Below are 17,767 nucleotides of genomic sequence, written 5' to 3'. Positions count from 1 at the left end.
ACGGCGGACCCGAGGAAGGGAAGCGTGGACACCATGACTGGAGCAGGGCCGGACGCAGCAGATCCCGGCCTGAGCGCGATCATGAGCGAGCGGCGCCAGCTGATCAACCTCGCCTACCGGCTGCTCGGGTCGCTGGCCGACGCGGAGGACGTGGTCCAGGAGACCTACACCCGCTGGTACGCGATGCCGGCCGAGGAGCGGGAGGCGATCGAGTCGCCCGGCGCCTGGTTGACGACGGTCGCCAGCCGGATCTGCCTGGACCTGCTCGGCTCGGCCCGGGCCCGCCGGGAGCGGTACGTCGGCGAGTGGATCCCGGAGCCGCTGCCGGACGGCGCCGAGTGGCGGTCGGCCGGTGTGGCCGTCGACCCCGCTGACCGGGTCACCCTGGACGAGTCGGTGAACATGGCGTTCCTCGTCGTACTGGAGTCGATGACGCCGGCCGAGCGGGTCGCGTTCATCCTGCACGACGTGTTCCGGTACCCGTTCCCGGAGGTGGCCGAGATCGTCGGCCGCTCCCCCGCGGCCTGCCGCCAGCTCGCCACCTCGGCGCGGCGCCGGATCGCCGCGGCCCAGACGCCGCCGACTCCCACCGCGCAGAGCGCCAGCCTGGTCCGGGACTTCAAGGAGGCGTGGCAGGCGCAGGACATCCAGGCATTGATCACCCTGCTGGATCCCGACGCAGTCGCGGTCGGCGACGGCGGCGGTCTGGTCAGCGCGGAGCTGCACCCGGTCGCCGGCGGCGAGCAGATCGCCCGCTACTTCGCCGACCTGGCCGGCCGCCGGCCCGGCATCACGCTGCTCGAGCGCACCGTCAACGGCCAGCCGGGCCTGGTCGCCCAGGAGGACGGGGTCACCGTCACGGTCATCGCGTTCGACATCGCCGACGACCAGATCAAGCACATCTGGGCCGTCCGCAACCCCGAGAAGCTCCGGCCCTGGACTCGCTAATCCCGCAAAGTCACCACGGTGTAGCGGATCAGCACTCATCGACACCTCCCAGCCGCACCGAAAGTCCAGGAACGACCGGTGCGCCGCCGCCCGGTTACTCGGCGTGTCCGGCCGACTGCTTGTAACGGAGGTCGGTCGTTGTCCGATGTGATGGTTGACATCGGTGTTCCGAGCAGCAGCGCCGAGACGGTCGCCCCTGCCGTGATCGTTTGACGACAGTGCCATGACTACCGCCTCGGAGGCTCCGATGACGTGCGAGACGACGCAGCGACTGCTCGCGCTGCTCCGTATCGTGGAGCGCGACGCGGCGCCGTTCGGCGCGCTCGGAGACGACGCGGTACTCGACGCCTGGTTCGGGATCCGCTCACCGGTGTGGCAGCAGAACTCCCAGGAAGCGCCTCAGCCCCAGCAGGTGTGACCGCCGGCGGTCACTCGTCGGTGTGCCGGGTGCCGGGGTCGACGTTGGCGGCCAGGTCGAGGGCGATCAGGGCGCGGCGGAGGGTCTCCAGGCTCGGCTGCCTGTCCTCCGGCGGTCCGAACAGGCAGACCACGGTCAAGCCGTCGCTGGTCAGGCCGGCTCGCTCCACCTTGCCCTCGTCGTCGTACAGGAGCTCCCAGCCCTCCTCGTCGAGGTGGCTCAGCGCGCGTCGCCAGTCAGCCGTATGCAGCGACAGGCCGCCGACGAACGACTCGTCCGGCGCCGGGATGTCCCGCTCGGGGTCGGGCGTGACCAGGTAGCCGGTCCCGGTCCGCGGGTCCAGGTACGCCGTGTGCGACGCGAACTCGACGACCGTCACATCGACGTACGGCTCGCGCTCCGCCCGGTTCACCGCAGCTCGCCCGTCATGCCGCCTCTACCTCGAAGACCCGGTCGAGACCGGTCCGGCGCAGTACGTCGGTCAGCTGCCGGCTCGCATGCCGAATCACCACCCCACCCCCACGGCGACGGCACACCCGGTGCGTGTCGAGCAACGCGGTGAGCAGCGTCGACGAGATCTGCCCGAGCTCGGACACATCGACGACCACCAGGCAGGCGCCGTCCATGACCAGTCCGTGCAACCGCCAGCGCAGCGCGGACAGCTCGCCGTCGAGGTCGGACTCGGACAGCGTTACGATCGCCTTCTGCGGCAGCGGGCTGTGGGTGGCGTCGCTCATGGCGGTCCCTCCCCCTGGACGGTGCAGGCATTGGGACCACTCTCCGGGTTGGACTTTGAGATTCGCCGTACCCCTTCTTGACGATCCGATGACGACCCGTCCGGGGCCGGTCCGGCGGGCAACCCGAACTTTACGATCGGATGACATGCCGCCCCAGGCCGTCACAACGCGCGGCCGGATTGCCAGGATGTGACGATGCCGATGCAGGTCTTGGTCGTGGAGGACGACGATCGAATCCGGGAGGTGCTGCGCCTCGCCCTGGAGGACGAGGGGTACCGGGTCGCCGAGGCGGCCGACACCCCGTCCGCCCTCGAGCAGGTCCGCACCGCGATGCCGGACCTGATGATGGTCGACCTGATGCTCGGCGAGATCGACGGCTACACCTGCATCCGTGAGGTACGGCGGCTCAGCGACATCCCGATCGTGGTCGTCAGCGCCCGGTCCGACACCCACGACATCGTCGCCGGACTCGAAGCCGGCGCGGACGACTACGTCACCAAACCCTTCCAGATCAAGGAGATCACCGCCCGGCTGCGCGCCCTGCGCCGGCGGCTGCGGACCAGCGCGGAGGCCGCCGAGCCGGACATCGTGCTGGACTCCGACGCGAAGCGGAGCCTGGTGCTGTCCACCTCGCGCGGAACGGTGATGCTCGACGGGCAGGACGTCAACCTGACCGTGACCGAGTACCGGCTGCTGGCCGAGCTCGCCAAGCCGCCGGGCCGGGTGCTCAGCCGGTCCGCGTTGCTCGCGTCGGTCTGGGAGCACGGGTACTACGGCGACGAGCGGATCGTCGACGTCCACATCCGGCGGTTGCGCACCAAGATCGAGCGCGACCCCGGCCGGCCGCAGCTCGTGATGACGGTCCGCGGGATGGGTTACCGGCTGGACCCGCGATGAGACTTGGTGGGCGCCCTCCTGGACTGAGACATCGCTTGGTGCTCGCGTTCAGCCTGGTCGCCCTGCTGGTGTCGGCGGTGTTTGCCGTCAGCACCTATCTGCTGGCGCGCGGGTACCTGCTCGCCCAGCGCGAGCGGGTGGTCCAGCACCAGGCCTTCGAGGACGCCGCGTTCGTGCAGCGCCGGCTGCGCAACACCAACGCGGACGTTTCCTCCGTCCTGACCGCCGCGGGCACGCCGGCCGGGAACACGATCATCTTGAAGTGGCGCGGCCAGTGGTACGCGTCCGCGCTCGACGAGGGCCGCGACGCCGTACCGGCAGCGGTCCGGGAGCAGGTCGCGGACGGGCGGGCCACCGGCCAGCGGTTCCACTCGGTGGACGGGCCCTCGATCGTGGTCGGGGTGCCGGTGCCGGCGGTGCAGGCCGAGTTCTACGAGATCGCGCCGCTGACCGAGCTCGACGAAACACTCCGGCTGCTCAGCGGGATCCTCATCGGAGGCGCACTGCTTGCGACCGCGGCCGGAGCGGCTCTTGGCCTCTGGGCGAGCCGGTCCGTCGTCACGCCGCTCAACCGGGTCGCCGTCGCGACCGCGACCATCGCGGGTGGTGACCTCGACACCCGGTTGCCCGCAACCGAGGACCCTGAGCTCGCCACGATCGTCGGCTCCTTCAACAGCATGGTCGACACGTTGCAGCAGCGCATCAACCGCGATGCCCGGCTGGCCGCGGACGTCAGCCACGAGCTCCGGTCGCCGTTGACCACGCTGGTCGGCAGCGTCGACCTGCTCAACGCCCGGCGCGACGAGCTGCCCGAGCGTTCCCAGCGGGCGCTCGACCTCGTCACCGCCGACCTGCAACGCTTCCGGCGGTTGCTCGACGACCTGCTCGAGCTGGCGCGGTCCGACGGCGGACTCGATCGGCGGCCGAGTGCGCGACTCGAGCTGACCTCGCTGATTCGTCAGGTACTGAGTGAGGTCGGGCGAGATCCGGCGATCCTGACCGGCGTCGAGGATGTCGTCGTACTGGCCGACAAGCCGCGGCTGGGCCGGATGTTCCGGAACCTGTTCGAGAACGCCGAGACGCACGGCGGCGGGCTCACCGGCGTCGAGGTCAGCCGGGTCGGATCGGATGTGCTGGTGCTCGTGAACGACTCCGGACCCGGCATCCAGCCGCTCGACCGGGAGCGGGTGTTCGAGCGGTTCGCCACCGGCGCGAACAAGCGCGGATCGTCTTCCGGGACAGGGCTCGGGCTTGCCTTGGCCGCGGAGACCGCGGCCGCGCATGGCGGGGCAGTGTGGTGTACGGCGTCCCCGACCGGCGGGGCGCAGTTCGTCGTACGCCTTCCAGAGGCGGCGACGTGAGACGGCTGACCGGGGTAGTCGCGGCGCTGCTGGTGCTTGTCAGTTGCGGCGTGCCGCTGCAGGACGAGCCGGCGCCGATCGAGCCTCGGGCCATCCCGTCGCACCTGCAGACTCCCGCCGTACCGACGTCCCTTGCGACTACGGCGCGAACGGCGGTGCAGGTGGTCTATGTCCGCAACAACCGGCTGGTCAGCGTTGCCCGGGAGGTGTCCGGAGTCGGCGTCCTCGACGGGGTGATCCAGGAACTGACGAACGGCCCGACGGGACCCGAACAGGCCGACGGCATCACCACGGCGCTGCCGCCGGGGCTCGAGCTCGCGGTCGTGGCCGTGCAGGGAACCCGGGTCGTGCTCGAGCTCTCCGGTGAGACCGACGGCCGCTCCGCCACCGAGAACGTGCTGGCAGTCGGGCAGATCGTCCTCTCCGTCACCGCTCTGCAGTCGGTCGAAGAGGTCACGTTCTCGCGCGCCGGCGAACCGGTCGAGGCGCTGCTCGCGGACGGCGCGCTCACCACCCAACCGCTGACCGCGGCCGACTACGAGGCGTTGCGGGTGCCGTGAGTTTGACGAGGACGCTGAGGGATCTTTGAGATCGTGTGTCACCCTCCGGGGCGGCGCGGCTACCGACCCATCTGAACGTTACACAGGTCTGAACGGCACCTTTCGAAGGAGGATCGTGACCGAGCGGCCGCCCACGCACCAGACAACCCGGCAGACATGAAGCCCGTCGCCTGGATCGTCCTGCTCCTCGTCGTCGCCGCCGTGATCGCCCTGCCCTGGGTGCTCAAGCAGCGCCGCCGCCGCGCGGCCGCCGTACAGGTCATCGGCAACGAGCTCACCAGCTGGAGCGACGCCCAGCTGTACGCCGTCTGGTCCGCCACCGCCGACGAGCTCCACCGCGCCGCCCACTCCGACGACGCCGCCACCGCCGCCCGCGCCCGCGAGCTCCTCCTCACCGAAATAGAACGCCGCCACCCCCGCCAAACCGCCACCTGGCTCTCCTCCCCCGAAGCCCTCACCGGCGAACCCCCAGCCTTCCTCCTCAACCCCTAGAGCAGGACGGGGTTCAGCTCCGGGGACTGCATGTTGGGGTCGAAGGGGTACATGGGGCGGGCGATGGCGTGGTGACCAAGGGAGAGGAGGTCTTGGTTGACGCCGCCGGGGGTCAGGGCCAGGAGCCAGTCGGCGGACATGGTGTAGAGCTCGGGTTCCAGGTAGCCGATCTTGACGATGACCAGGTCGGCGTCGCGCGGGGACAGGCCGAGGGCGGTGAAGTCGGACTCGAGGTGGTACGGCTTGCGGTGGGTGGTGACGATGATGTGGAGACCGCCGGTGCTGAGGGCGACGGCTGCGTTGGTGGGGTCGAGAGCGGATACCTGAGCAGTCAGGGGAACAGGGCCGCAGGGGACGGAGTCGATCTTGCCGCCGAGGTGTACGTCGATCGTGGCGCCGACGCCGGCCTTGGTGGCAGCCGCGGTGACTTCGGGGTCGACGATGGCGGCGTAGATGGTGGTCAGGTCCGACGACGTGATCGCGGGCATGCGGAGGAGAGCGTCCAGGGTCCACGACGTGTCACCGGCGCCGCCGGCCGTCGGGTTGTCGCCGGAGTCGCTGATGAAGAAGGGCCGCGCGGTGCTTGCCACGGCGCGCTCGACACATTCCTCGAGAGTGCCGGTCGGCGCGACGAACTCGAACTCGTCGTGCGCATCCCAGTAAGCATCAGCAAGCCGCTTCGCCTGCTTGGTGATCACGTCGGCGTCATCACCGGTCACGACGACAGCTGCCTGACAGCGCGGCTCGTCCGCCCACGCGTACCCGACCCAGATCGCCGCATCCAGTACGCCGTCCATCGCCTCGACGTCGTCGACCATCGCGTAGATCCGCTTGGCCGGGTTGATCCGGGTGCTCGTCTTCTCCCCCGGCAGCAGCACCGGCACCTGCACCCACGCCTTCTGCGGACGGCCGCCAGACCGGAGCCGAGCCACCAGGTTGCGTGCTGCGCGCTCCCTCGTGTCCCACGCATCGGTGTGCGGCGCCTTGCGGTAGCACGTGATCAGATCCAGCGTCTCCGCCAGCGAACGCGACACGTTCCCGTGCAGATCCATCGACGCGGACAGCAACGTCGATGGGCCGACGAACTCCCGGATCCCGGCGACGAACTCGGCCTCGATGTCGGTCCGGCCGAGCACGGTCATCGCGCCGTGGAAGTCGATGAACACTCCGTCCAACGGGCCCGCCGTACGCAGCCGGTCGAAGATCTCGCCCGCCAGCTGCTCGTACGTGTCCTCAGTCACTGGGCCGCCCGGGACCGCGACTGCGTGCAGCAGCGGCACCCACTCGACGCCCTCGGTCAGCTCCGACCCAGGCGACAGGAACGCGTAGCGGGCCAGCAACTCGGCCCCGCGCGTCACCCGGAAGTCGTCCAACGTACTGCGATGTGGCGAGAACGTGCTCGACTCGATCGCGATCCCGGCAATTCCGATCCGCAAGGGCTTCATCCGCCCGACCCTATCGGGGCCGGACCGCCCGCACGTAGGCCAGCACCGGCCGCCGGTGACCGGTCTCGACGATCTCGAATCCCGCGCCGAGCGCCAGGTCGAGCAGCGGCACGTGCTCGGCCGCATGACGGGTGAACGCACCGATGGCCAGCCGCGACAGCCTCCCCGTCGGCGGCCGGAAGTCGGCGATGACCAACCGGCCACCTGGCTTCAGCACCCGGTACATCTCGGCAAACGCCCGACCGCGGTAGTCGGCCCCGATGTGATGCGCGGCCAAGCACGACACGACCGCATCGAACGAGCCGTCGTCGTACGGCAGCTCCTCCGCGCCCGCTACCCGGAAGGTCGCGTTCGGCGCCGCCCGCTCGTTGGCGTAGGCAACGACCGACGTCGACGGATCGATTCCCTCGACGCGGCCGTCCGGCCCGACCGCCCGCGCCACCCGCCCGCTCAGGTACCCGGTGCCGCACCCGACGTCGAGCACCCGGTCTCCCGGACGGACGTCGCTCAGCCGGACCAGGCCGTCGTACACCCGCCGGCGCTGACCGGCGAACCCGATCGCCGCGGAGATCTCGTAGAAGCGCGGGTTCTCGACGTGCATGTGCTGGTGGTTCATGTCCCGACTGCCTCTCCCGACTTGTCCCAGTTCGAGCGCAGCCGGTCGAGGTAGGACTGCGCCTGCGGGCCGGGCTTCACGCCCCGCGCGAACTTCCGCATGTTGCCGCCGCCGGCGTTGTAGCCCAGGGCAAGCAACTCGTCCTTGGTCAGCTGACCGGTCAGCGTCGACGGCAGTCGCCTGGCCAGGTCGTGCAGGTGCCAGGCCGCGGCCTGAATGGCCAGCGCCGGGTCGTCGGGCAGCTCCTCCCACTTCCGCTTCGCGAACGCCCGGCCGCGCTTGGTGTCGTCGAAGGCCGGCCGGTGCATGTTCGCGATACCGAACGCGGGGTCGGAGTCGATCTGCGCCCACGACCGCTCGAGCTCGGGGTCGTGCGGCTTGTACGACTCGTTGTACAAGATTGCCATCAGCAACTGCGGCCGGATGCCCGCCTGCCCGGCATACTTCCGGACCTGTACGGCGAACTGCGCCGGATCGTAGTCCACGTACCAAGGCTTGGGAGTCGTGCTCTTTGCCGCCGGAGCGGGAGCCGACGGCGACGGTGTCCGGCTGCTGGCCGATGACGTCGGCGCCTGCCCGGACTCGGGTGTATCGCCGCACTGCGCAGCCACCGCTCCCACGGCGACGGCGCCGACCGCGATCCAGACCCACTGCTTCGCCACGACCCCAACCTAGAGCATCAGCGGTAAGCCCGAGCCTGCAACTCGAAGAGCTCCGCATAACGGCCGCCGGCCACGAGAAGCTCCTCGTGGCTGCCGACCTCCTCCACCCGCCCGTTGTGCATCACCACGATCAGGTCGGCCATCCGCACGGTCGAGAAGCGGTGCGACACCAGGACCGTGACCCCACCGGTCTCGGCCGAGGCGACCTTCGCGGCTGCGGCGTACTGCTCGTACAACCGGTGCTCGGCCTCCGGATCCAGCGCCGCCGTCGGCTCGTCGAGGAGCAACAGCAACGGCCGCTCCCGCATGAACGCCCGCGCCAGCGCTAGCCGCTGCCACTGTCCACCCGACAGTTCGACGCCGTCGGTGAACTTCTTGCCCAGTTGCGTGTCCAGCCCGCGCGGCAGCCCGGCGACCACCGTCGCCGCGTCACCTCGCCCGATCGCCGCGAGCACGGCTTGCTCGTCGGACTCCCGCCGTACGTCGCCGACTGCGACGACCTCGCGCGCGGTCAACTCGAACTTGACGAAGTCCTGGAACCCGGCCGAGAGCTGGGACCGCCAGGAGTCCGGCTCGATGTCCGCCAGGTCCACGCCGTCGACCAGGATGCGCCCGCTCGTCGGGTCGTACATCCGCGCGAGTAGCTTCACCAGCGTGGTCTTCCCGGCGCCGTTCTCCCCCACCAGCGCAACCGCGGATCCCGCCGGCAGCACCAGGTTCACATCGCTGAGTACGGCGGAATCCGTGCCAGGGTAGGCGAATCCGACCTGACGCAGCTCGATCCCGGAGGTGAGCCGGGCCGGCGCCGGCGTGGTGCTCGCTCGCCACGAGTTGTCCTTGGCGTACGTCCGCAGCCAGTCGTAGCGGCTGAAGCTGCGCACTACCTCGCCGACCCAGTAGACGTTCTGCGCGATACCACCCGTCATCTGATCCACCTGCGGCGCGAGCAGCAGCACGAGCACTACGTCCCCGGCCGTCTGCTGGCCGTTGCGCGCCCGCGCGATGATCCAGATGACGGCCACGGCGTACGCGAGACCGAAGGCCAGCCGCACCGACCCGTCAACCTTGCCGCCCCAGCGAGCTGCCGCGACCCGGCGACGGAAGCGCTCGGTCTGCAACGCGTGGATCCTGTCCAGCAGCACCCGCCCGAGCCCGAAGACGCGCACCTCCAGCCCGCTGCGCGGATCCTTGGCCACCTCGATCAGCCGATCGACGAGCCGCTCCTGCGGCAGCGAGTCCTCATACGCCTTGTGCCACCGCGTGCTGCTCACGTACGCCGACCAGATCCGCGCGGCACCGAGCAACGGCAGCAACAACAGCAGCGGATGCACAGACCCGAGCAACCCGAGCACGGTCACCGTGTTGGCCACGGTCGCGAACGCCCACAGCAAGACCTCGGCACCCACGCCCATCCGCCAGGCACGTTCGCGGACGAGCTCCAGCCGGTCCGCGATGTCGGGGCGTTCGTGATGGGTCAGCCCCGGGATCCCGGTCGTCACGTCCAGCAGGTCGCGGTGCACGCGGCCGGCCATCCGCTCCTGCGCGGTGTCCTGCAGCGGCCAGCCGATCACGTCGGCGACGAACGAGATCGCCAGGCCGCCGACGATGATGCCGATCCCGAGCGCGATGGTGTCCGACTGGTTCCCCGCGATCCCCTCGACCAGTTGGCTGACGCCGTACGTCTGGATCGGCGCGGCGATGGCCCGGGCGGCGACGAGCACCGCGGAGATCGCCATCAGCCACGGTGCGGCGCGGAACGAGGTGGAGAACCACAACCAGGTGATCCGCAGGCTACGCATCGAGGGCCTCCGGAGCGTCCGGTGAGGTCACGTACCGCTCGGCCTGCAGCCGGAACATGCCGGCGTACATCCCGTCCTGCTCCAGCAACCGGTCATGCGTGCCGTCCTCCACGATGCGCCCGTCGGCGAGCACGCAGATCCGGTCGGCGTTCCGAACCACCGAGAACCGGTGCGAGATGATCAGCGACGCCACGCCCGAGGTCAGCTCGAGATACCGCTCGACCAGCTCGGCCTCGGCCCGCACGTCCAGCGCAGCCGCCGGCTCGTCGAGCACCAGCACCCCGGCCCCGGCATGGACGGCGAACAGCGCCCGGGCCAGCGCGATCCGCTGCCACTCGCCGCCGGACAGGTCGACGCCGCCGTCGAAGGACTTGTCGAGCACCGTGTCCCAGCCGTCGGACAGGCCGCGGACCACTTCGTCGATCCCGGCCTCCCGCGCGGCCTTGGCCAGCGTGACCTCGTCATCGACGCGCTCGACCGCACCGAACACGACGTTGTCGGTCACCGACAGCGGGAACCGCAGGAAGTCCTGCACGATCGCGGCGATCCGCCGCTGCCACGCGGCCAGGTCGAGCTCGGCGAGGTCCACGCCGTCGACCGTGATCCGGCCCTCGGTCGGCCGGTAGACACCGCCAAGCAGCTTCACCAGCGTGGACTTGCCGGCGCCGTTGACACCGACGAGCGCGAGCGCCTCGTGCGCGTGGATGGTCAGGTCGAGGCCGCGGAGCACGTCGACGTCGGAGCCGGGATACCGGAAGCTCACGTTCTCGAAGCGCACCTCGCGGGCCGGCATCGTCTCCACCCGGTGCCGCGTGGTCGCGGCCGGCTCGGGGTGCCGCTCGGCGATCGTCCCGGGCAGCTCGGCCATCGCCCGGTACGCCGACAACCCCCGCTTCACCTGGACGACGCCGTACCCGTTCGCTGCCACGCTGATCGACAGGATGGCCGGCACCGTCGTCGCGACCTCGGTGAGCGGCAGGTCGCCGGCCAGTGCGGCGCGGCCGACCAGGAGGATCGCGGCCCCGGTCGCGGCAAGGTTGACCGCACCCGCCGGGATCGACCACCGCACGTTCCGCGCGCGTCGCGCCCAGACCGCCTGGAAGCCGAGCGTCCACTCCCGCACGTACCGGTCGACGAGCCAGCCGTGCAGCCCGAACACGCGCAGCTCCTTCGGCGCGTCGCGCATGCCCAGGTTGAACAGGTACTCCGCGCGCCGCTGCTCCTCGGTGTTGCCCCACCAGACGTCGATCTCGCGCGCGATGAGGCGACCGAAGTGCCACTCCAACAGCAACGCCACCACGACCAGCATCGCAGCGACGAGCCAGGAGAACATCACTCCGACGATGACGCCCGACCCGATCAGCGTGACCCGGCTGGCGAGCAGCCAGGGCAAGTTCCCCAGGCCCTGGGCGAGGTGGAAGCCACCTTTGCCCTTCGCGCGCTCCTGCAGGTCGAGCACCTCGGCGTCCTCGAGGTGCGTGACCCTGCTCGGCCGCAGCAAGGGCTCTGTGATGCCGGTCCCGATCGCGCGCACCAGCGCCGCGTCCATGGTCTGTGAGGCCACCTGGTGGATCGACGGCGTCAGGCTGTCGATGACGAAGACGGCCAGCAGCGCCGCGAGCATCCAGCCGAACCCACCGAGCGGCTGCTCCGGGCCGGCGTCGATCACACCTGGGACCGCCCCGACGACCTGACCGGTCAGCAGCGTGACCGCCATCCCCAGCACCGAACCGAGCACGGCAAGGCCCATCGTCAACGCAGTACTACCAGGTGAGACCCGCAGCGCGTACCGAAGCAGAATCACCATTCCACCGACCGTAACGACCCCCACCGACAAAAGCATTCGAGTTTCCCCTCGGCAGACCGTCACACATCGCGAAGCTGCCCGGTCCTACTGGTGAGGGCACAGCTGAGAGGTGGGCAAGTGAGCACAATCGCGTTCCTCAACATCGCCATGCACGGGCGGGTCAACCCGACGCTGCCGATCGTCGCCGAGCTCGTCCGGCGCGGCCACTCGGTCAGCTACCACACCTCCCCCGCGTTCGCCGCGGAGATCGAGGCCGACGGCGCGAAGGTGTGCCTCTACCCCGGCGGCGACCAGCCATTGCCCGACCCGCCGACGCCGATCTCGCTGCTGGAAGGTCTCGCGCGCACCGCCGTCCACGTGCTGCCGACGGTTCTGGCCGACCTGCGTGCCAGCCGGCCCAACCTGATCGTGCACGACTCGGCCTGCCCGTGGGGTGCGATCGCCGCTCGCGAGCTCGGCGTACCGGCGGCCTCGTCATTCACCACCTTCGCCTTCAACGAGCAGGTCCCCAGCCCGACTGCCGCGTCGTGGCAGCTGCTGTCGGAAGCTCGGCTCAGCAACCTGACCGGCTACGTGCGGGCGCGCTGGAGGCTGCGCCGCAAGTACGACGTGCACGGGCTGCCGCTGCTCGACCTGGGCAACATCCAGCAGCCGCTCAACCTGGTCTACACCTCGCAGGCGTTCCAGCCTGGGTTCGAGGAGTTCGACCAGACCTTCCGGTTCGTCGGACCGAGTATCGGTGCTCGCCCGCCCGACCAGTCGTTCCCCATCCATGAGCTGCAGGACCCGGTGCTCTACGCCTCGCTGGGCACAGTCTTCAAGGCCAATCCGCAACTACTGCGGTCGTTCGCCACTGCACTCGCCCCACTGGGCGGTACTGTGGTCGTCGCGACCGGTCAGACCGATCCCGCCGCGCTGGAGCCGCTGCCGTCCAACGTCCTGGTACGGCGCTCAGTGCCACAACCAGACGTACTCGCGCGAGCCGCGCTGTTCATCACGCACGGCGGTATGAACAGCGTCAACGAGGCCATGTACGCCGGTGTCCCGATGCTGGTCGTCCCGCAGGGTGCCGACCAGCCGTTGGTCGCCGCCCGCGTCGAACAGCTCGGAGCCGGTCTGTCGCTCCGCAGCCAGGACGTCGCCGAGGACACTGTCCGGGACCTCGCCCGGAACCTGCTCGACGACCCCAGCTTCACCACGGCTGCGAGCGTCCTGCAGGGCGCACAGCACGAGGCTGGTGGCTACCTGCGCGCCGTCGACGAGTTGGAGCGCTACCTGCAGGCCGCTGAGCCGGCCACGCCCTGGCGAGGCTGACGATGTCGGCTGTCCTTGTACTGATCCTGGTGGCTGGGCTGTCGGAGGCCGCTGGCCGTGTGCTGCCGCTGGTAGCTCGCCGTCCTTCCATGTCGCACTTCCACGTCATCGGGTTGCTGCTCACGGGAGCTCTCGTCGAAGCCACAGTGATCGCACTCTGGCCGGTGACCGCCGCGGCGCTCGCCGAGCTGGCAACCGAAGGCGCTGTCGAGCTGTCATGGACGGCCGGTCTGGTCGCTCCACTGGTGCTCGCCGCCATCCTCGCTTTCCCCATGCTCGGGCCGGCGCTTCACCTCCTGCTCCTGATCGGAGTCGGCGCCGGCCTGACCGGCCACCTCGCAGACGCCTCCGGACTCAGCTGGGGAGCCAGCGCGCTCTGCGTGGCCGTCGCAGGCTTCGGCCTCGCGCTCGCTGTGGACCTCGTACGGCGTCTGGTCGCGGCACTGATCGCGATCCGCATGCCGGAGCCGGTCGCATGAACGGCTTCCTGCTCTGGGGCGGTCTGATCGGCCTGACCCTCATCGTCGAAGGGCTGTTGGCGCGCTACGAAGTACTGGCGTACAGCGTCGGCTGGCGCGGTCTGATCACCGAGCTCCCGGCCGACCTGCCGTACGCGCGGGGTGCTGCCGCTGACCGCCCTCCGGATGCGTACCTGGTGTACCTCGACGGGATCGGGAAGCGGCAGTTCCGCGACACGCGTGACGGCGGCAAGCTCGTTCAAGGGCTGATCGCAGGCGCACCCGAACTGCGGGTGCTGGGACAGGTCCAGCCGTACTCGCCACTGGCGGCCCCGCTCGCTCAACGCCCGGTCTGGGCCTGGCTGCGGCGGCGCGCCGGCCTGTTGCTGTTCCTGCACAACGTCATGCAGACCTTCGTCGCCGCCGACCACAGGTACCGGCCGATCTACAACCGGGCCGTTGGCAACCAGATCGTCACCCAGCTCCAGCTGGCCGGCTACCAGCCCGACAGTGGCATCCCGGTGGTGCTGCTCAGCTACAGCGGTGGCGCTCAGGTCGCCACTGGAGCTGTCGACGAGCTGCACACCCAACTACGCGCACCGCTGCTACTCATCATGCTCGGCGGCTTCCACAGCGGCGCCAACGACCTCACCCATGCCGAGCACCTGCACCAGCTCACCAGTGCGAGCGACCGCATCGAGCGGGTCGGCACCTGGATCTTCCCGCAGCGGTGGCGCTTGTACCGCCGCAGTGCATGGAACCGAGCGATCCGGGACGGCAAGATCACCGTGCATCGGCTCGACCCGGCGACTCATGTCGGGCCGCGCAGCTACATCAGCCCGACCGCGCAGCTGCCCGACGGCCGCACCCACCTCGAGCGCACGACCGACACAGCCATCGAGCTGATCCGCGACTACTGCGCCGACAGAACCAAGACGCCAGGCTAACGGCGCTGGCTCACGCATCGAGTGCACTGGGCCGGTGCCAACTCCGGAGCTTTTCCGGGTTCAGGACGACCCACACCGCGGTCGCCTCGGCCCCGGCGACACTCAGGCTGATCACGGCCACGGCTTGCTCGGCTCGCCGCAGTACGACGCCCGCTTGGCCGTTCACCGGCTGGACGGCCAGGTCGGCGTCAAGCAGACCGCTCAGCAGCGCCGCGACGAACCGAGCGGCTGCGCGTGCGCCATGGACCGGGCGGATCGAGGCCCGCACCTTGCCGCCGCCGTCGCTCACGACCACGGCGTCAGCGGCAAGGACAGCCTCCAGGGCGGCCAGGTCACCCGACTGGCAGGCCGCCGCGAACCGCCGTACGACGGCCGTGTGCTGGTCGAACACCCACTGACCGGCCCGCCGCTGCACCGCCGGTGTCGGGCTGGGCGGCGGCGGACAGGGAACGGCGAACCGCAGCTGTGACGTGGTCGCCGGGACCGTGGCCGCTGCCGCCAGCAGCTCCAGCGAGATCCCGCCGGCCACCCTGGTCAGCCAGGCCCGCGGTACGGCGATGGCGACCCGCTGCTCGTCGTCCAGGTCGTACCAGCGCCGGTAGGTCTCCTGGACGATCCAGTCCGCCGTCGCGGCCGAGCCGAAGATCCACAACGCGATCTCGAGCAGGTGCCGGCGCTCGTCCAGCATGTCCGCCAGCGACGCGGCAGCATCCCCGTCGTACTCAGGGTCGACCACCTGCGGTCTCCGTTCTCTCGGTGCCTGCAGCTAAGACAGGTACGACCCCGCGGTTGTGACTCAGATCGCTCCGAACGGGTCAGGACGGCCGGGGAGCGCGGCGGTCCTGCCGCTCGGCCAGCTCGTCCTCGTCCACCAGGACCAGCATCGGCTGGTTCGGGTCGCACAGCATGGTGACGAGGAACCGGACGGGTACGTCGTCGCGCGCGTTGCCGTCCTGGTAGTGGATGACGTCGCCACCGGGCTCCCAGAACGTCTCCCCGGCGCGCACGATCCGCTCCGGCTCACCCTCGAGCTCGAACCGCATCTCGCCCTCGAGGACGTAGCCGAACGCCGGTCCGCCCGGGTGCCGGTGCGGCGGCGCACCCGGGTCGCCCGCCGGGTACTCCACGACCACGGTCATCGCGTGCGCTCCGGCCGGGATGAACGGCGGCTCGGCCTCCTGCAGCACGGTCAGCGCTGTCTGCCAGGCGTTCGATCGGGGTGTCTGCTCAGTGGTCACCACTACCTCCAGGACGATCGGGCACTCGTACCCCAGCTATGACCGCCCACTGTGGCCCGCTGTGACATGACCCCCGAGGCTGATAGGGAGTGGACGGTCAACGAGGGAGGGGTTTCTGTGTCTGAGCACACGACCGGATACGCGCCCGTGAACGGGCTGCAGATGTACTACGAGATCCACGGGTCGGGCGGGACGCCGTTGCTGTTGCTGCACGGCGGGCTGTTCGACATCGACCAGCAGTTCGGGGAGCTGCTGCCGAGCCTGGCCAAGGACCGGCAGGTCATCGCCGCGGACTTCCAGGGGCACGGCCGGACGAACGACATCGACCGCCCGCTCGGCACCGTCGACCTGGCCTCGGACGTGGTCGGGCTGCTGCAGCACCTCGGGGTGTCCAAGGTCGACGTGTTCGGCTTCAGCGTCGGCGGCGCGGTGGCGCTGTACCTGACCATCAAGCACCCGGAGCTGGTCCGCAAGGCGATCATCTCGTCGGTGTCGTTCCACCCCGACGGCGACCGGATCGAGAACACCGAGGCCGTCGGCGAGATGAAGGTGGAGATGATCGCCGGCACGCCGATGGAGGCGGAGTACCTGCGCAAGTCGCCGCACCCGGACCTGGAGCACCTGCAGACCCTGCTGACCAAGCTCGGCGGATACGACAAGGGCGTGACCGGCTGGTCCGACGACGACATCCGCGGGATCGCCGCGCCGACCCTGATCACGGTCGGCGACTGCGACGCGGTGAAGCTGGAGCACGCCGTACGGTTCCTGCAGCTGCGCGGCGGTGACGTGAACGGCGACTTCGTCGGTGTGCCGTCCTCGCAGCTCGCGGTGTTCCCGGGGACCACTCACTTCACCGGCCTGGCCCGCACGGACCTGGCCCGCGACGTCGTCCTGACCTTCCTCGACGCCCCGATGCCGGAGGCCTGACCCGCACGGGGGAACCAGTTCCCTCGCCTGGGGGATCCCGGACGCCGGCGGCGGGAGCATGCTCCAGACATGCTGAAAACCTGTCGCCGGTGGCCGGAGTGGGTCGGACGCGCCACGCAAGTCTGGGCAGTCCTGTACGGCGCCCTTGCCGTCTACTGGACCGCTGGCGGCCGGACGGGCTTCCCGGTCGCGAACCTGCAGGGCGACGCGCCCGGCGGAGTCACCGGCGGCACGGCGATTGCACTGCTGCTGGTGACCGGCTGTGTCGCCGCAGTGATGTCGGCCCGGTCGACGTCCCGGATCGCTGTGCTCGGGCTGGTCTTCGCGACTGCCACAGCCGGGGTCGGCACGTTCGGACTGGTGCTGAGCGGCGTCGGCATCGTCGCGTCCGGGACAATCGAGCGTCCGTTCGCCATGGTGACCCAACTGGCGGCCCTGGGCGGGGCAGTGCTGCTGTTCGCGACCGCACAGGCCCAGTCGCGCCGACGCCGGGACCGGTGCCCACGCTGCGGCGGTCACCACCCGCTGCCGCTCAGGCCCACTGCACCCCTGTCGCGGCCGGCCCGGCGACCGTCGTCCACGCGTAGCCGCCGTAGGTCGTACGTCCTCCTGCTCGGCCTCTTGCCGTGGGCAACCGTGAAGACGATCTGGATACTCGGTGGGTCCGCACTGGGTGTGACGAGCAGCGAGTGGCGCTCCACGATGGACAGGAGCGACCAGTCGGAGCTCACCCGGCTCCTGGAGACCGTCGGCATCGACATCACCGTCCTGGCCGCGCTCGCCGGCGCCTGCCTGGTCGTGGCACTCCTGCACACCTACCGTTTCCCCCGCTGGCTCCTGCTCCTGCCCGCCTTGACCGCAGCGGCCAGCCTCACGCTGTACGGCGTACCACTCGTCATCTGGGGTTCGCTCACGCTGACCGGTGTGGCGCCCGCTGCGGGTGATCCGGGACCGTTCACGGCGTCCGGCCTCGCCTGGATGGTGGTCTTCGGCGGGCTCGCGTTCGGTGGGCTGGGAGGCGCGCTGGCGATCAGCGCGCGGTCCTACCTGCGCCGTACTCGGCCGATTTGCGCACCCACGGGCTGGCGCGACGGCCGGCTGGGGCTACGATTGGGATAGCACCGAACGTCGGCAACCCTTC

20 protein-coding genes are annotated in these 17,767 nt (G+C 70.1%); 11 read left to right on the top strand and 9 right to left on the bottom strand.

The genetic code is table 11. From position 1 onward, the window contains the following. The first annotated feature begins 33 nt into the window (after positions 1-33). Together sigJ and ACIBGM_RS26010 are read left to right on the top strand one after the other, a co-directional pair. Positions 34-948: an RNA polymerase sigma factor SigJ gene (sigJ, locus tag ACIBGM_RS26015; RefSeq protein WP_360523640.1), complete on the top strand. Its 915-nt coding sequence runs from the start codon at positions 34-36 to the stop codon at positions 946-948. Positions 949-1,171: 223 nt separating this feature from the next. After that, complete coding sequence (locus ACIBGM_RS26010; protein WP_360523637.1) at positions 1,172-1,366, top strand: hypothetical protein; 195 nt, start codon at positions 1,172-1,174, stop codon at positions 1,364-1,366. Positions 1,367-1,376: 10 nt separating this feature from the next. On the opposite strand, the gene ACIBGM_RS26005 is transcribed toward ACIBGM_RS26010, so the two are convergent. Together ACIBGM_RS26005 and ACIBGM_RS26000 are read right to left on the bottom strand one after the other, a co-directional pair. Continuing rightward, complete coding sequence (locus ACIBGM_RS26005) at positions 1,377-1,778, bottom strand: hypothetical protein (RefSeq protein WP_396386982.1); 402 nt, start codon at positions 1,776-1,778, stop codon at positions 1,377-1,379. Positions 1,779-1,791: 13 nt separating this feature from the next. Further along, positions 1,792-2,103, bottom strand: a complete 312-nt coding sequence (locus tag ACIBGM_RS26000; protein WP_360523631.1) for an STAS domain-containing protein — start codon at positions 2,101-2,103, stop codon at positions 1,792-1,794. Between the two features lie 195 nt (positions 2,104-2,298). On the opposite strand from ACIBGM_RS26000, the gene ACIBGM_RS25995 reads away from it, so the two are divergent. The 4 genes from ACIBGM_RS25995 (at position 2,299) to ACIBGM_RS25980 (ending at position 5,413) form a co-directional block, all read left to right on the top strand. Next, a complete protein-coding gene (locus ACIBGM_RS25995; protein WP_360523628.1) occupies positions 2,299-3,000 on the top strand; it encodes a response regulator transcription factor in 702 nt (233 codons plus the stop codon). Between the two features lie 38 nt (positions 3,001-3,038). Further along, positions 3,039-4,361: an ATP-binding protein gene (locus ACIBGM_RS25990; RefSeq protein WP_396386981.1), complete on the top strand. Its 1,323-nt coding sequence runs from the start codon at positions 3,039-3,041 to the stop codon at positions 4,359-4,361. After that, complete coding sequence (locus ACIBGM_RS25985) at positions 4,358-4,921, top strand: GerMN domain-containing protein (RefSeq protein ID WP_396386980.1); 564 nt, start codon at positions 4,358-4,360, stop codon at positions 4,919-4,921. The genes ACIBGM_RS25990 and ACIBGM_RS25985 overlap by 4 nt, the downstream gene beginning before the upstream one ends. 156 nt (positions 4,922-5,077) lie before the next feature. Beyond that, entirely contained in the window at positions 5,078-5,413 is a 336-nt protein-coding gene (locus ACIBGM_RS25980) for a hypothetical protein (RefSeq protein WP_396386979.1), read from the top strand. Here the strand turns inward: ACIBGM_RS25980 and ACIBGM_RS25975 are convergent. The 5 genes from ACIBGM_RS25975 to ACIBGM_RS25955 are packed head-to-tail and all read right to left on the bottom strand — an operon-like array spanning position 5,410 to position 11,742. Then, positions 5,410-6,858 carry a M81 family metallopeptidase gene (locus ACIBGM_RS25975; protein ID WP_396386978.1) on the bottom strand — a complete coding sequence of 483 codons (1,449 nt, stop codon included), beginning with the start codon at positions 6,856-6,858 and terminating at the stop codon, positions 5,410-5,412. The two genes, ACIBGM_RS25980 and ACIBGM_RS25975, sit on opposite strands and share 4 nt — an antisense overlap. Positions 6,859-6,868: 10 nt before the next feature. Beyond that, on the bottom strand, positions 6,869-7,474 hold the full coding sequence (locus ACIBGM_RS25970) for a methyltransferase domain-containing protein (RefSeq protein WP_396386977.1): 606 nt from the start codon (positions 7,472-7,474) through the stop codon (positions 6,869-6,871). Next, positions 7,471-8,136, bottom strand: a complete 666-nt coding sequence (locus ACIBGM_RS25965; protein ID WP_360523610.1) for a transglycosylase SLT domain-containing protein — start codon at positions 8,134-8,136, stop codon at positions 7,471-7,473. Before ACIBGM_RS25965 ends, ACIBGM_RS25970 begins: the two co-directional genes overlap by 4 nt. 17 nt (positions 8,137-8,153) lie before the next feature. After that, positions 8,154-9,935 carry an ABC transporter ATP-binding protein gene (locus tag ACIBGM_RS25960; protein WP_396386976.1) on the bottom strand — a complete coding sequence of 594 codons (1,782 nt, stop codon included), beginning with the start codon at positions 9,933-9,935 and terminating at the stop codon, positions 8,154-8,156. Further along, on the bottom strand, positions 9,928-11,742 hold the full coding sequence (locus ACIBGM_RS25955) for an ABC transporter ATP-binding protein (protein ID WP_396386975.1): 1,815 nt from the start codon (positions 11,740-11,742) through the stop codon (positions 9,928-9,930). Before ACIBGM_RS25955 ends, ACIBGM_RS25960 begins: the two co-directional genes overlap by 8 nt. Positions 11,743-11,859: 117 nt before the next feature. Here ACIBGM_RS25955 and ACIBGM_RS25950 point away from each other — a divergent pair, with 117 nt between their 5' ends. Genes ACIBGM_RS25950 through ACIBGM_RS25940 form a run of 3 tightly spaced genes read left to right on the top strand, consistent with a single transcriptional unit; the run spans position 11,860 to position 14,461 of the window. Further along, positions 11,860-13,056, top strand: coding sequence for a macrolide family glycosyltransferase (locus tag ACIBGM_RS25950; protein WP_360523601.1), 1,197 nt, complete (start codon positions 11,860-11,862; stop codon positions 13,054-13,056). A gap of 2 nt (positions 13,057-13,058) precedes the next feature. Next, positions 13,059-13,535 (top strand): hypothetical protein, encoded by a 477-nt coding sequence (locus ACIBGM_RS25945; RefSeq protein WP_360523598.1) that lies wholly within the window; start codon positions 13,059-13,061, stop codon positions 13,533-13,535. Then, the gene (locus ACIBGM_RS25940) at positions 13,532-14,461 is read left to right on the top strand and encodes a hypothetical protein (RefSeq protein ID WP_396386974.1); all 930 of its coding nucleotides are present in this window, start codon (positions 13,532-13,534) and stop codon (positions 14,459-14,461) included. Before ACIBGM_RS25945 ends, ACIBGM_RS25940 begins: the two co-directional genes overlap by 4 nt. 10 nt (positions 14,462-14,471) lie before the next feature. Here ACIBGM_RS25940 and ACIBGM_RS25935 read toward each other — a convergent pair whose 3' ends face one another. Together ACIBGM_RS25935 and ACIBGM_RS25930 are read right to left on the bottom strand one after the other, a co-directional pair. Beyond that, complete coding sequence (locus ACIBGM_RS25935; protein ID WP_396386973.1) at positions 14,472-15,197, bottom strand: nuclear transport factor 2 family protein; 726 nt, start codon at positions 15,195-15,197, stop codon at positions 14,472-14,474. Positions 15,198-15,276: 79 nt separating this feature from the next. Further along, entirely contained in the window at positions 15,277-15,699 is a 423-nt protein-coding gene (locus ACIBGM_RS25930; protein ID WP_360523589.1) for a cupin domain-containing protein, read from the bottom strand. 117 nt (positions 15,700-15,816) lie between these two features. Here ACIBGM_RS25930 and ACIBGM_RS25925 point away from each other — a divergent pair, with 117 nt between their 5' ends. After that, complete coding sequence (locus ACIBGM_RS25925; RefSeq protein WP_396386972.1) at positions 15,817-16,626, top strand: alpha/beta fold hydrolase; 810 nt, start codon at positions 15,817-15,819, stop codon at positions 16,624-16,626. A 69-nt stretch (positions 16,627-16,695) separates the two neighbouring features. Further along, positions 16,696-17,745 (top strand): hypothetical protein, encoded by a 1,050-nt coding sequence (locus ACIBGM_RS25920; RefSeq protein WP_396386971.1) that lies wholly within the window; start codon positions 16,696-16,698, stop codon positions 17,743-17,745. Positions 17,746-17,767: the final 22 nt, after the last annotated feature.

The organism is Kribbella sp. NPDC050470, from assembly GCF_044458365.1.
GTDB lineage: Bacteria > Actinomycetota > Actinomycetes > Propionibacteriales > Kribbellaceae > Kribbella.
Note: the sequence above shows the minus strand (reverse complement) of the source record. Positions and strands in the feature narration are given on the sequence as shown.